Origin of the sequence: Enterococcus sp. HY326 (assembly GCF_026157065.1) — a bacterium.
GTDB lineage: Bacteria > Bacillota > Bacilli > Lactobacillales > Enterococcaceae > HY326.
In genome coordinates, this window is record NZ_JANLGQ010000001.1 from 498,088 (window position 1) to 511,980 (window position 13,893).

General features: G+C 40.7%; 11 protein-coding genes. 3 read left to right on the plus strand and 8 right to left on the minus strand.

Going from position 1 to position 13,893, the window contains the following annotated elements:
- Positions 1–11 precede the first annotated feature (11 nt).
- Positions 12–902: a sensor histidine kinase gene (locus tag ORH16_RS02510; protein ID WP_265455933.1), complete on the plus strand. Its 891-nt coding sequence runs from the start codon at positions 12–14 to the stop codon at positions 900–902.
- 39 nt (positions 903–941) lie between these two features.
- On the opposite strand, the gene ORH16_RS02515 is transcribed toward ORH16_RS02510, so the two are convergent.
- The 7 genes from ORH16_RS02515 to rpsL form a co-directional block, all read right to left on the minus strand.
- Positions 942–1,709 (minus strand): ABC transporter permease, encoded by a 768-nt coding sequence (locus ORH16_RS02515; protein ID WP_265455934.1) that lies wholly within the window; start codon positions 1,707–1,709, stop codon positions 942–944.
- Positions 1,710–1,722: 13 nt separating this feature from the next.
- Complete coding sequence (locus ORH16_RS02520) at positions 1,723–2,628, minus strand: ABC transporter ATP-binding protein (RefSeq protein ID WP_265455936.1); 906 nt, start codon at positions 2,626–2,628, stop codon at positions 1,723–1,725.
- 394 nt (positions 2,629–3,022) lie between these two features.
- Positions 3,023–3,526, minus strand: a complete 504-nt coding sequence (locus ORH16_RS02525) for a GNAT family N-acetyltransferase (RefSeq protein ID WP_265455938.1) — start codon at positions 3,524–3,526, stop codon at positions 3,023–3,025.
- Between the two features lie 110 nt (positions 3,527–3,636).
- Positions 3,637–4,824 (minus strand): elongation factor Tu, encoded by a 1,188-nt coding sequence (tuf, locus tag ORH16_RS02530; protein ID WP_265455940.1) that lies wholly within the window; start codon positions 4,822–4,824, stop codon positions 3,637–3,639.
- 134 nt (positions 4,825–4,958) lie between these two features.
- Positions 4,959–7,043, minus strand: coding sequence for an elongation factor G (gene fusA, locus ORH16_RS02535; RefSeq protein WP_265455941.1), 2,085 nt, complete (start codon positions 7,041–7,043; stop codon positions 4,959–4,961).
- Between the two features lie 63 nt (positions 7,044–7,106).
- Entirely contained in the window at positions 7,107–7,577 is a 471-nt protein-coding gene (gene rpsG / locus ORH16_RS02540; protein WP_265455942.1) for a 30S ribosomal protein S7, read from the minus strand.
- A gap of 66 nt (positions 7,578–7,643) precedes the next feature.
- Entirely contained in the window at positions 7,644–8,057 is a 414-nt protein-coding gene (rpsL, locus tag ORH16_RS02545) for a 30S ribosomal protein S12 (protein ID WP_265455944.1), read from the minus strand.
- 375 nt (positions 8,058–8,432) lie between these two features.
- On the opposite strand from rpsL, the gene rpiA reads away from it, so the two are divergent.
- A complete protein-coding gene (gene rpiA, locus ORH16_RS02550) occupies positions 8,433–9,107 on the plus strand; it encodes a ribose-5-phosphate isomerase RpiA (protein WP_265455946.1) in 675 nt (224 codons plus the stop codon).
- A 118-nt stretch (positions 9,108–9,225) separates the two neighbouring features.
- Complete coding sequence (gene gpmA / locus ORH16_RS02555; protein WP_265455947.1) at positions 9,226–9,912, plus strand: 2,3-diphosphoglycerate-dependent phosphoglycerate mutase; 687 nt, start codon at positions 9,226–9,228, stop codon at positions 9,910–9,912.
- Between the two features lie 69 nt (positions 9,913–9,981).
- Here the strand turns inward: gpmA and ORH16_RS02560 are convergent, their stop codons facing one another.
- Positions 9,982–13,032 carry a lectin-like domain-containing protein gene (locus tag ORH16_RS02560; protein ID WP_265455948.1) on the minus strand — a complete coding sequence of 1,017 codons (3,051 nt, stop codon included), beginning with the start codon at positions 13,030–13,032 and terminating at the stop codon, positions 9,982–9,984.
- Positions 13,033–13,893: the final 861 nt, after the last annotated feature.

The following is a 13,893-nucleotide window of genomic DNA, read 5'->3' on the forward strand; positions in this document are numbered from 1 at the left end:
GAGGAAAGCCGATGCTCTGGTTAATGACAGCAATTGCCCTCATCTTAGTGGTGATTCTAGCAGTAGTCTTATCAGAATTAAAAAAATACCATGATCAACTGGCTATCATTACTGATAATGAGACCAATTTGGAATTAAAAACCCATTCCCGTCTGCGCTCTTTTCAGCAGATTGTTTTACTAAATAATCAAATGATTCGCAATCATAAACAAGCACGCCATCAGCTGGTCAACGAGACAAAGCAGTTGGAACAAGCGATTCATAATATTTCCCACGATTTGCGAACCCCCTTGACGGTGGCGGGTGGCTATGTGCAGCTCTTGGAAAAGGATGATCAGGCAACAGAAAAACAACAGGAGCTACTGAGAAAAATCTCAACGAATTTAGGCACAGTGGAGCAGCATTTAGAACAGCTTCTCAATTATCAGCGGCTAATTGAAGATCAAATTCAGCCGACATTTGCCGAAGTGAATGTCTCCCGGCTGTTGCAGGAAGAGCTGCTGAATCTTTACCAATCCTTTGTAGAAGCAGATATCGAGATGGCCGTTGATATTCAGCCGGAGCTTAGCTTGATTACTGATAGTAAGCTGTTACGACGGATTTTTCAAAATATTTTGGGAAATATTTTAAATCACGGGACTGAGGCTGCCTCACTACAGCTAAAAGAAAGCGGAAATCAGCTAATTTTAATCGCAGAAAATCATTTAGCCACACCAATCCTTCATCCGGAAAAATTAACAGAACGCTTTTACACTGAGGACTTATCCCGTCAAAGCCAAAACTCTGGACTTGGTCTTTTTATTGTGAAGGAGCTGGTAATACGCTTATCAGGAAAGATGACCATCCAAGCGCAGGCTGAAAGCTTTAAAGTTACGATTGTTTTTTTCAAAAAGGCCCCATAAAAATGGCGAGAACAATGATTCGTTCTCGCCATTTTTATTTTATAAATCCTGCTTATTGAAAATCCGATTGGAAAGCATCAAGCAAAAAACCATTGTAATAATCGAACCTGCAAAGGCCGGCAGCATATCACCAAAGTTACTCAAAGTCCCGCTGACCAAGCTATCCATCCCACCTTGGAAGTCGATAAATTCCAAAACTTTCCAGTCTTGTTTAAAGATGTGCAACGTATTGATAATTGTTGGCAAAATGATTGCGAGAATAATACAGACAGCCGTGTTCTTTGTTAGGTAAAGAACGATAATGATTAAAGAAGAGATAGCTGCTAACATTAACAAGAGTCCAAACATATAGTAGACAAGGGTTGCAACTTGTTCACCATTTTCAAAGCCGGCTCCACCAACGATGGTGCCGACAACAAAGCTGACTGCCATAATCCCTAAGATTTGAGCGAATAAAACCGTCATAAAGCTGATAAATTTCCCAAAGAAGAAGCTGGTACGGGAAACGCCGACAGTCACGATATTTTTCAGAGTTCCTTTAGAATACTCACTACCCAACACTAAAATAATCAAAGGTAGCATGAAATACAGTAACATTGAAGTCAGACTCAATTGGATTGCCGTAAACCCAGTTATGCTTGAAACAGAGTTCCCGCTAGTCGCAGATTCGCCATTGACTGTGACCATTGTGACCGTCGACATTGAAAAAATAGCGATTAAAGTAAAAATGAAGACAATCGCTTCAGTAATCCAAAAACTCTTAGTGTGCAACAACCGATAAAAATCCCCACGAATAAAATTAAACATATTTTCCACTCTCCTAATTCATCACTAATTCTTTAAAGTAAGTTTCTAAGCTTTCTCCCTCAAGGGAAATACCGTCAATTGCCAAGTCCGCCATCGTCAATTCCCGCACGATTTGGCGAATCGGTGTTTCCAGTTGGTAAACATTAATCTGATGTTGTCCGACAACCTTACAATCTTCAATCGCCATTTGGCCCAAAGTCTGCAAGGCTTTTTTAACATCGTCAACTTCAATTTTAATAAAGGCTTGGGCCTTCAAATCAAATTCCTCTTTGGTCATTTCCTGCACTAGCAAGCCATCTTTGATAAAGCCAAAACGAGTAGCTACTTGATACAATTCATCTAGGATATGACTAGAAATTAAAATTGTCATGCCTTCTTCTCGGTTGAGCTTGAGTAAAAGCTCTCGAAACTCGACAATCGCTACCGGATCTAAGCCGTTAATAGGTTCATCCAGAATCAGAAAATCTGGTTTATTTAATAGGGCAATTGCTAGACCCAGCTTTTGCTTCATCCCTAGAGAGAAGTTTTTATATTTCTTTTTGCCGGTATCTTCTAAATCAACGAATTTCAGCGCTTTAGCAACCGCATCTTTTTCGATGACCCCGTTAATTTTGCAATAATATTTTAGATTTTGCTCGGCTGTCAGCTGGTCATAGGCGACTGGTGTTTCAATAATATTCCCTACCCGTTTCAGCTCTTTGATATAGTCTTTTTCGTTTTGATTCCCAAACAGCTGGATGCTACCGCTACTCGGTTGAATCATCCGGACGATGGTCTTAAGTAACGTCGTTTTCCCTGCACCATTACGCCCAACCAAGCCGTAGATATCACCTTTGCGAATTGTCATAGTGATATCCTGGAGAGCCTGCTGCTTGCCAAATTTTTTATTTACACCTGATAGATTTAAGATAGTTTCCATTTTTAACTCCTCCTTGTTTACAAGAACATCATATCAAGTCTTCCTAAATCAGCTCTTAACTAAATGTTAATTGATTCTTAACTGCGAAAAACTAAATCTTAATTTGTTGAATACAAAAAAGACTGCACCATAAGTTCTAAAGAATCTTTCAGCAATCTTCCATTTGTACACAGCTAATTTCCATACGTGCCTGCGGAAACGGTAGCCAATAGCCACCTTTACAAAAAACTTGTGAGATGGCCTGATTCTATTAGAACTGATAATCCAGTCTGATTTAGTTTTATTAGTTAAGTTTCAACAAAGTGGGTCTCATATAAAAAAACAACCGGCATCAAATAAGGATTCTACAAAACCTTTCACGATGATCCTATGTGCCCAGTCAGATTGTCAATTATTAAATCATTTTCTCGAAATAAACGAAGAAGACTTCCTCATCCAAAAATAAAAATGGTTCAGAAGCTTGATGCGTAAATTGAAAGCCAGATTTAGTCAATACTTTTTGTGAGGCAAGATTGTTATTGGTAGTATAAGCGAGGATTTTTTTCAAGCCTAAAGTCTGTGCCTCAATTGAAATCAGGTCAACTGCCTGCGTTGCCATGCCTTTTCCAAGACTGCCTTCACCAATTCGATACCCTAGTTCAGCACTTTGCTGCTGCCAATTGCAATCTGTTAAATTTATCCGTCCAATTACCTGGCCAGCTTCATTTACAATTAAATAGAAGAAAGATTGCTGATTGGCTTGTTCCATCAGCAACGCCTCATTTCGTCCTTGAAATTCCTCTGGTAAAAAATAATCATCCCCTCGATCTGGGATATGCTGGCGAAAAAAATTTCGGTTTTCTTCCTCAAATTCCAGTAGTTCTGGGAATTTTTCGCTCGTTAATGGAACCAGTCGCATCTTCATTTCCTCCTTTTACTATAAAAAAAGCGCCAGAATCTATCACGAGGATAAATTCTGACGCATACGTCCGATCACAATGTTGCTTTAAAGGTTCAACTTAAATTGAATTAAGCTTTGATTGTAGTTACAACGCCTGAACCAACAGTCCGTCCGCCTTCACGAATAGAGAAACGAGTTCCGTCTTCGATAGCGATTGGGTGGATTAATTCAACTTCCATAGTTACGTTATCACCAGGCATTACCATTTCAGTACCTTCTGGTAATTCAACTACACCAGTTACGTCAGTTGTACGGAAGTAGAACTGAGGACGGTAGTTAGTGAAGAATGGAGTGTGACGTCCGCCTTCTTCTTTTGATAAAACGTAAACTTCAGCAGAGAATTTTGTATGAGGTGTGATTGTACCAGATTTAGCTAATACTTGACCACGTTGGATGTCTTCACGAGCAACCCCACGTAATAATGCACCAATGTTGTCGCCAGCTTCAGCGTAATCCAACAATTTACGGAACATTTCAACACCTGTTACAGTAGTTTTAGCTGTTTCTTCAGCAATACCAACGATTTCAACTTCGTCACCAACGCGAACTTGTCCACGTTCAACACGACCAGTTGCAACAGTTCCACGACCAGTGATTGAGAATACATCTTCGACTGGCATCATGAAAGGTTTGTCAGTATCACGAACTGGAGTTGGGATATATTCGTCAACTGCAGCCATTAATTCTAAGATTTTTTCTTCGTAAGAAGCGTCGCCTTCTAAAGCTTTCAAAGCAGAACCAGCAACAACTGGAGTGTCATCGCCTGGGAAGTCGTATTCAGACAATAAGTCACGAACTTCCATTTCAACTAATTCTAATAACTCTTCGTCATCAACCATATCAACTTTGTTTAAGAAAACAACGATGTAAGGTACACCAACGTTACGAGATAACAAGATGTGTTCACGAGTTTGAGGCATAGGACCATCAGCAGCAGATACTACTAAGATCGCGCCGTCCATTTGTGCAGCACCAGTAATCATGTTTTTAACGTAGTCTGCGTGTCCTGGGCAGTCAACGTGAGCATAGTGACGTGCGTCAGTTTCATATTCAACGTGAGCAGTTGAGATAGTGATTCCGCGTTCGCGTTCTTCAGGAGCGCCATCGATTTGATCATAAGCCATCGCTTCTGCTCCGCCTTTTTTAGCTAGAACAGTTGTGATTGCTGCTGTAAGAGTTGTTTTACCATGGTCAACGTGTCCGATAGTACCAATGTTAACGTGTGGTTTAGAACGGTCGAATTTTTCTTTTGCCATTTTAATTTGTTCCCCCTAGGTTTTTAAGTTAATATTTTTTGATAGGTAGAACCGTCCTGGCAAGGACAGCTCTCCCTCTATCGCAATTTTAGAATGATTGTCAAAAATGTGACAACCAAGCTTAAAAGCTGGTATTACTCAGATTTGCCGCCGTTTTTCTTGATGATTTCTTCTTGAACAGACTTAGGCACATCTTCGTAATGGTCAAAGGTCATTGTAAATGTACCACGACCTTGAGTTGCTGAACGTAAAGTAGTTGCATAACCAAACATTTCAGCCAATGGAACCATCGCACGAACTACTTGAGAGTTTCCGCGAGCTTCCATACCTTCAACACGACCACGACGAGCAGTTACGTGACCCATAATATCACCTAAGTAATCTTCTGGGATAACAACTTCAACGCCCATGATTGGTTCAAGGATAACTGGATTAGCTTTCTTAGCAGCCGCACGCAATGCCATTGAAGCGGCAACACGGAAGGCTGTTTCATTTGAATCGACATCGTGGTAAGAACCATCGTAAAGTTTTGCTTTGATATCAACCATTGGATAGCCGGCTAAGACACCGTTCTCCATAGAATCCTTCAAACCAGCTTCAACGGCTGGGATGTATTCACGAGGAACCACACCACCGACGATAGCATTTTCAAATTCAAAGCCAGCGCCTTCTTCATTCGGAGTAAATTCAATCCATACGTGACCGTATTGACCTTTACCACCAGATTGGCGAACGAATTTACCTTCCGCTTGAGTAGAAGCACGGAATGTTTCACGATAAGATACTTGAGGAGCACCTACGTTAGCTTCCACCTTGAACTCGCGACGCATACGGTCAACGATGATGTCCAAGTGAAGTTCGCCCATACCAGCGATAATTGTTTCGCCAGTTTCCGGATTTGTTTCAGCCCGGAAGGTCGGATCTTCTTCAGAAAGTTTTTGTAGAGCTGTACCCATTTTATCTTGGTCAGCTTTTGATTTAGGTTCAATCGCAACTTGGATAACGGGTTCAGGGAATTCCATTGATTCAAGAATAACTAAATTCTTTTCATCAGATAAAGTATCCCCAGTTGTTGTATCCTTCAAACCAACTGCCGCAGCGATATCTCCAGCGTACACTTCAGAGATTTCAGAACGAGAGTTTGCGTGCATTTGTAGGATCCGTCCAACACGTTCACGTTTACCTTTTGTTGCGTTTTGGATGTATGATCCTGATTGTAAGACACCAGAATACACACGGAAGAAAGTTAAACGACCTACGAATGGGTCAGTCATAACTTTAAAGGCTAAAGCAGAGAAAGGAGCGCTGTCGTCAGCAGGACGTTCAACTTCTTCATCTGTCTTAGGATCGATACCTTTGATTGCTTCGATATCTAATGGTGAAGGCAAGTAGTCTAACACGGCATCCAATAATAATTGAACCCCTTTGTTTTTGAAGGCAGAACCACAAAGGACTGGGTAAAATTCAACGTTAACGGTTGCTTTACGGATACCTTCTTTTAGTTCGGCTTCAGTGATTTCTTCGCCTTCTAAATATTTCATTGTTAAATCTTCGTCTGTTTCAGCAACAGCTTCGATTAACTTTTCACGCCATTCAGTTGCTAATTCTAAATAATCAGCAGGAATGTCGGTTTCTTCAATTTCAGTACCCAAGTCGTTGACGTACATTTCAGCTTTCATTTTGACTAAGTCAATAATTCCAGTGAAATCATCTTCAGCGCCGATTGGGATTTGAATTGGATGAGCATTTGCTTGTAAACGATCGTGTAAAGTTGTTACAGAGTATAAGAAATCTGCCCCAATTTTATCCATTTTGTTTGCAAATACAATCCGGGGAACACCATAAGTAGTCGCTTGACGCCAAACAGTTTCGGTTTGTGGTTCAACCCCAGACTGAGCATCAAGAACTGTTACAGCACCATCAAGAACCCGCAATGAACGTTCTACTTCAACTGTGAAGTCCACGTGTCCAGGAGTGTCAATGATGTTGATACGATGACCTTTCCATTGTGCAGTCGTCGCAGCTGATGTGATAGTAATACCACGTTCTTGTTCTTGTTCCATCCAGTCCATTTGAGAAGCTCCTTCATGAGTTTCACCAATTTTATGGATTTTACCAGTATAGTACAAGATCCGTTCAGTCGCAGTTGTTTTACCGGCGTCAATATGGGCCATGATACCGATGTTACGAGTGTTTTCTAACGAAAATTCTCTGGCCATTCTACTTTTTTCTCCTCTCTGTATATCGAGTGTATAGATAAGATTTTCTTGAAAAAGAAAATCTTACCAACGATAATGTGCAAATGCACGGTTGGCATCAGCCATTTTATGTGTGTCTTCACGTTTCTTAACTGAAGCACCAGTGTTGTTAGCGGCATCCATGATTTCTTTAGCTAAACGTTCTTCCATAGTGTGTTCACCACGAAGACGCGCATAGTTAACAATCCAACGAAGACCTAAAGTTGTGCGACGTTCTGGACGTACTTCAACTGGGACTTGGTAGTTTGAACCCCCAACACGACGTGCTTTAACTTCAAGCACGGGCATAACATTTTTCATAGCTTGTTCAAAGACTTCTAATGGATCATTACCAGTAGATTCTTTGATGTTGTTAAAAGCGTTATAAATGATATTAGCAGCTGTTCCGCGTTTTCCGTCAACCATTACACGGTTGATTAAGCGAGTTACTAATTTTGAGTTATACATTGGATCTGGTAAAACATCACGTTTTGCAACAGGACCTTTACGAGGCATCCGTAACTCCTCCTTCCGAAATAATCTCTTCTATTATAATATTGTTAGTTTCACTAATAATTGAAATTAAGCTTTAGGTCGTTTAGTACCATATTTAGAACGACTTTGTTTCCGGTCATTAACACCGGCAGTATCCAAAGCACCACGAACGATATGGTAACGTACCCCTGGTAAATCTTTTACCCGTCCACCACGCATCAAGACAACACTATGTTCTTGAAGATTGTGGCCGATACCCGGGATATAAGCAGTAACTTCGATTAAGTTAGACAAACGAACACGAGCATATTTACGTAAAGCTGAGTTCGGTTTTTTAGGTGTCATAGTTCCCACACGAGTTGCTACCCCACGTTTTTGAGGTGAATTGATATCTGTTTGAACCTTCTTAAAACTGTTATATCCTTTGTTCAAAGCTGGTGAATTAGATTTTTTCACCTTTGACTTACGAGGTTTACGTACTAATTGATTAATTGTAGGCATTCCTTGTTTTCCTCCTTCCTCGATTCGCTCACTAGACCCACACATCCAGGTGGTTCTTTTGTGGCGATAAAAAATAATGCATTCTCTGCATTCTTCATCAAGCGTGTACTTTAACACAGTCAGCACGTCTCAGTAGAGAGACCTGTAAACAAAGCACCTTTGATAGAATATCATGGTTTTTTCAAGCTGTCAACGACTCTTTAAGATTTTTTGCTAATCCTCAAATTTTTTTACACTTGTGGGCCTTTATTACTTTAGCATAAATTTTTCTTCTATAAAAAGATGGAGAATATCTGCTTTTCCTACTGTATTTTCAGTGAGAAAACGCTACAATAGACCATAGACTTACAGAAATCGTTTGAAGGGTGTGCACAGATGAATTTAAAAGAGATGGTAGGCATTGAGGCCGCTAAGTTTGTAACTGATGGCATGATTGTTGGTTTGGGAACCGGTTCGACAGCCTATTATATGGTAGAAGAAATTGGTCGGCGAATGAAGGAAGAAGGCTTGAAGATTACTGGAGTAACTACGTCAAAAGCTACTGAAAAACAAGCGTTAGGCTTAGGAATCCCTTTGAAGAGCATTGATGAAGTTACTCATGTCGATTTAACGATTGACGGTGCTGATGAAGTTGATCCCGATTTTTCCGGCATTAAAGGCGGCGGCGCAGCGCTCTTGTTTGAAAAAGTCGTTGCAACCTATTCCCGCCAAAATATTTGGATTGTCGATGAATCCAAAATAGTAGCAAAATTAGGGAAATTCCCTTTACCTGTTGAAGTTGTGCCTTATGGTCATCAGCAGCTTGTTACTTTATTTGACCAAAAGGGCTATGAACCAAAGTTACGCAAAAATGAAACTGGGCAAGTCCTAGTCACTGATGGCGGCCATTACATCATTGATTTGCATTTACAGCAAATTAATGACGTCCCTGCCCTCGCTCAGGAATTAGACACAACAGTGGGAGTCGTCGAACATGGTCTTTTCATTGGTTTAACTGGTAAAGTCATCGTTGGTTATCCAGAAGGTCCCAAAACTCTCGAAAAAAGATAGTTAAAAATTTCTCAAAGTCGTGATTTTGCCGTTTTTTTAATGGTAAAATCAGCAAAAGTTTTGTACAATAGATGAGGAATTGAAATTTTCAGAAAAAATTTTAAAGGAGATTTATCACATGCCAAAATTAGTTTTTTCTCGTCATGGTCTTAGCGAATGGAATGCCTTGAATCAATTTACCGGTTGGGTTGACGTTGACCTAGCTCCAGAAGGTGTTGAAGAAGCAAAAGAAGGCGGCCGTAAAATTAAAGAAGCCGGCATCGAATTCGACGTAGCTTACACTTCAGTTTTAACTCGTGCCATCAAAACTTGTAACTACATCTTAGAATATTCTAACCAACTTTGGGTACCAACTGTTAAATCTTGGCGCTTAAACGAACGCCACTACGGAAAATTACAAGGCTTAAACAAAAAAGAAACTGCTGAAAAATACGGCGACGAACAAGTTCACATCTGGCGTCGTTCTTATGACACTTTGCCACCGCTTTTAGAAGCAACTGATGAAGGCTCTGCTGCTAATGATCGCCGCTACTCCATGTTAGACCCTCGCGACGTTCCTGGAGGCGAAAACTTAAAAGTTACTTTAGAACGTGCGTTACCTTTCTGGCAAGATCAAATTGCCCCAGCTTTATTGGACAATAAAACTGTCCTAGTAGCAGCTCACGGTAATTCTTTACGTGCGTTAGCTAAACACATCGAGGGTATCTCTGATGATGATATCATGGACCTTGAAATTCCAACAGGCCAACCATTAGTTTATGAATTAAACGATGATTTAACTGTTGCGAAGAAATACTACTTGTAAGATAAACTGAAAAAGATTCACCAGCAAACTAAAATATTTGCTGGTGAATCTTTTTTTACTTAAACTTTTCTATGGCGCAGATTCAAGTATCCATTCTATTTCACCGGTAAAGGTGCCAACACTTGAACCAGTTGTTTTATACGGATCTGCCACAAGCTTCAAGCCTAGAGATCCTTCAACATCTCCCCAGGTATCGGTTACGTTAAAAATTCCAGTGCCACCGGTCGATTGATTATAAACTTCAATTGTGGCTTCCGTAGTTAAGATTTCTTCATCATCGACCCCTTTGACATACCGAAGTGCCTCCAACATTGTAGAGCCGGTTTGATCATTATGCATCTCCGAAATCAGCTGCACTTTGAGGGCCCATCCATTTTTAGTATCAGATCTGGTATCGACAATCACTAAGTCATCATCAATTTGCGGATTATCGACCCGCTGACTTTGCGCATTATAAGTCAGGCTACCGAAATCAATAGTCTTCGGTGCCGTCATCATCCGAAACTGACCAACAAGTATATATTGGACAGTCTGAGCCACGCCAGTGATTTCAATCTGGTTTTCATTCACTGGCGGTGTCACCGAGGCATAACCGGCCGTGATAAATTCGGCGACCTTTGTTTGAACCGGCAAGAAAGTGGTCGAGGTGAGGTCAACCGTTGAGCCAACGTAAAGGTCTGTCACAATTGTATTTTCCGCCCCTTCACCTGCAGTTATTGTATGGTCAGTTAAGACTTTTCCTTGATCGTCGACAAACTCGATGGTTAAGACTGCTTTGGAACCATAATATAAATCAACCACCGTTCCCTCTCGACTGGCAGTACCGGAAATATCTGTTAAAGAACTATCACTACCATTTGTCTGAACTTTATACAGCGACAAATTATTATCGGTAAAAAGGTGCCCGGTTATTTCTGCAATCGTCGAAGAATACTTATATGCTTCATCGGTATTGAGATATAAAACAACCGGATTTATACCATCGAAGCCTGGGTGGATACTATTGATCAGACTCGGCGCCAATGGTTGACTTGCTTCATCCAGAAAATTGAAGGTTAAATCTGTTTTGACAGAGAGCGCTATTGCTGCAGCTGTCACTGGATAATCCGAGTTGCCCCGCACATTATTAACTTTATCCGTAAGGTTTCCCGATGCTCCCCCTAATGAGAGATTGAGCGCACCTTTATTCGTCGCCGTCGGAATTATTTCATAGCTTAATGAGAGCAAATTATTATCCACTGCTCCGCCATACACTTCCCGTAAGCTACTGTCAGTTAGATCAGTGTCAGCTGTAAAAGTTAAACTCTGACCACTTTCAGTCGTACCAGTCCACAAGCTATCCGCCAAAACCTCATGGCTCAGCTCGGTAGCTTTAGTCGATCCGCTATAGGCAGTCAATCTCGTTGAGCCGGGAGCTAATTCAAAACCAGCCGGAATCGTATCGGTCAACGTTTCAAGAACTCCTAAACCTTTAGCGGCTGTCAAATCTAAACTGACCTTCGTCGGATCACCGACCCGAGGATTATTATCGCTCACTGATTTGCTTAATTGCAATCCCTCCGGATAAACAGTCACATTCGTTTCACCGAAGTTTGCTAAAGAGGAGTAGGTGCTGGTAATTTCAACGTCATTAATAAATTCTGTCGTATCATCGCCGACAACCACTTGATAAGTATATTCAAACCAGTCCCCCGGCACAAAAAGATTGTTACTATCTGTAAAGGTAAACAAGTCTGTTTCCATCACTGGCGTGGGTGTGGTGGCAGTATCCCCAAAACTACTCGTATAAGTGAACTGATTATTCCATGAATTCCCTTGTAAATCTTCAGCAATCCTCGTGTTTCGCAAAGGGATTGTCGTACCGTTATCACTAGTATTGGCTACACGAACTTTATATTCAAGCACATCGCCAGCTGCTGCTTGAGTGTAACTGGCATAATCTTCTCCAGCAACGCTGGTATTTTTGACAGTTCGATTGACAGTGATCTCTGGTTCATTTGGCAGCTTGGTAATCATCACGCCAAAAGGATTCCCTGTCAGATAATTGGAGCCGGCAAAGCCCCAAGTAACCACCCGATTTTCTTCGGTCCACGATAAAGCATCATTAAAGGTTTCTGATGCAAAAGTCCTATCAAGATTAATATTATCCCAGGTCTGTTCAATATAATCATATTGAACAGTACCAAACTCATCATAAATTGGACCCCAAGTGTAACTCAAATCACCAGTTTCGATATTAGCAAAGTCACCATCCACTCCGTCTGGGGACCATTTGACATTGAGCTTGACCCATTTATTAAACCAAGAATTGCGTTCGGCAACAGATCCAATACTCGTTACTCCATGATGCTTGAATTCTTTCTGAACAAAAGCCGGTGCCGCCGCCGGTGTTGCTAGCGACCACAAATTGCCACTTGTAGCTGTCGTCCCCATACCAATATGTGGCCAAGCCATGGTGGATGTCAAATTCCAAGGATCAATTAATAAATCTTCATCATAAGTATTTCCGGAGGCTGCACCATTATAATAGGTATCCATTTCAATCGTGACTGCATTATAAATCATATTGACGGTATTCACTCCAACCGGTAAGACGCCAATTCCGCCACCCCGGCCGCCGACAGCCCGTTCCAAGTTCGGATCATGCTGCATGACAAAGGTGATCCCATCACCAATCCCATTGTTATCTGTGGGATATCTATTAGATAGATAGACATAAGCTTCAAATTCAAAGGAGTAATTTAAATTAACCTGCTGATTATACCAGAGGGCCGATTTTTGATTTTGCTCGGATCCATCATATAAAATCAGAACATTGTTACGTTCCTCACTGATATAAGCAAAATTACTATCTGATGAATCATTCGGATTGACACTAGAGTAACTAATTCCATAACGTCCGGGTAAAGTAAAGGCATCCGTAATATCGATATTAGGATTTTCCGCCCCAGCCGGTGCCTCAATTTCAAAGCCGGCCGGTTCAGTACCAGTTGCATAATAATACCCCGTACGCTGATCTACATCCACCGCTCTAACCGTTTCTCCATTGAAAAAAAGAGCTGAAAATAGCAGAATAAAACCTATTAAAAAAGCCGTGTGTTTTGGCAGCCTATTTTTCATTTCCGTAATCCTCCCCTTGTTCCCCTTTTTGATATTAGTCAAGACAGTTCGGCTCACTACTCCCTTGACAACCAAAATACTTCTAACCTTTTCCACTGAGCCGCACTATCTCCAACAACCAATTGAGAGATAATAAGCAAGCATGACTGTTGATACTCATACCAGAAATTAAGCTGACTCCTTTGCTTGACAGATTTGAAACTGAAAAAATCTACAGCAATTGTGAGAATTAGGGCATAGAACAGCTGTTAAAGGCGCATTTTCTCAACGGCTGTCGATGCGTTCTTCGACGGGTATTTAAGAAAAAATTCTCAGAGTCAGCTTATCATCCTGATATTAAAATTATAGCGGAAATCATCGTCTGCTCTGGCAAAGCTGCCTAAACAAAGAAATAGCCCCCCAGACGTATTTCCAGCGAATAAAAAAACAACGTTCAGGCAGCATAAGCGTTGATTTCGAAAAATATTTCAGTTGTTTTTTTCTTTTTTTTAGCAAAAAGTGTAAGATAAAAGAGAGGTTTTTTAACTAATAATTATCAAATAAAAATCAGTTAATCATTATTAATAATCTTTATTTCTATTTTAGAGGATTCAAAAAATAATTTATAACCTAAAAAAAACAATAAAAACGAACCTATCACTTATAATTTTCGTTCTAAGCGTTAATATTACTTCAAAACACTTGTGAGTTTAAAAAGACGGGGTCATTTGTAAAACAAAACTAAATTTCACAGACAATTTCCAGTAAACATCTCTATGTATTGTAAGTTTGCGATTATGACCTATTAGGCGGCAGTCCCGCAGGCACTTCCTGTCTTGAGGACTCTCTGGACCTCAGTCGCAGTCTCCCGGACACTTTTTG

Excerpts from the sequence above, each read along its gene's own strand:
- ORH16_RS02510 (WP_265455933.1), top strand. The coding sequence starts at position 12 with ATGCTCTGGTTAATGACAGCAATTGCCCTCATCTTAGTGGTGATTCTA.
- ORH16_RS02515 (WP_265455934.1), bottom strand. The coding sequence starts at position 1,709 with ATGTTTAATTTTATTCGTGGGGATTTTTATCGGTTGTTGCACACTAAG.
- ORH16_RS02520 (WP_265455936.1), bottom strand. The coding sequence starts at position 2,628 with ATGGAAACTATCTTAAATCTATCAGGTGTAAATAAAAAATTTGGCAAG.
- ORH16_RS02525 (WP_265455938.1), bottom strand. The coding sequence starts at position 3,526 with ATGCGACTGGTTCCATTAACGAGCGAAAAATTCCCAGAACTACTGGAA.
- tuf (WP_265455940.1), bottom strand. The coding sequence starts at position 4,824 with ATGGCAAAAGAAAAATTCGACCGTTCTAAACCACACGTTAACATTGGT.
- fusA (WP_265455941.1), bottom strand. The coding sequence starts at position 7,043 with ATGGCCAGAGAATTTTCGTTAGAAAACACTCGTAACATCGGTATCATG.
- rpsG (WP_265455942.1), bottom strand. The coding sequence starts at position 7,577 with ATGCCTCGTAAAGGTCCTGTTGCAAAACGTGATGTTTTACCAGATCCA.
- rpsL (WP_265455944.1), bottom strand. The coding sequence starts at position 8,057 with ATGCCTACAATTAATCAATTAGTACGTAAACCTCGTAAGTCAAAGGTG.
- rpiA (WP_265455946.1), top strand. The coding sequence starts at position 8,433 with ATGAATTTAAAAGAGATGGTAGGCATTGAGGCCGCTAAGTTTGTAACT.
- gpmA (WP_265455947.1), top strand. The coding sequence starts at position 9,226 with ATGCCAAAATTAGTTTTTTCTCGTCATGGTCTTAGCGAATGGAATGCC.
- ORH16_RS02560 (WP_265455948.1), bottom strand. The coding sequence starts at position 13,032 with ATGAAAAATAGGCTGCCAAAACACACGGCTTTTTTAATAGGTTTTATT.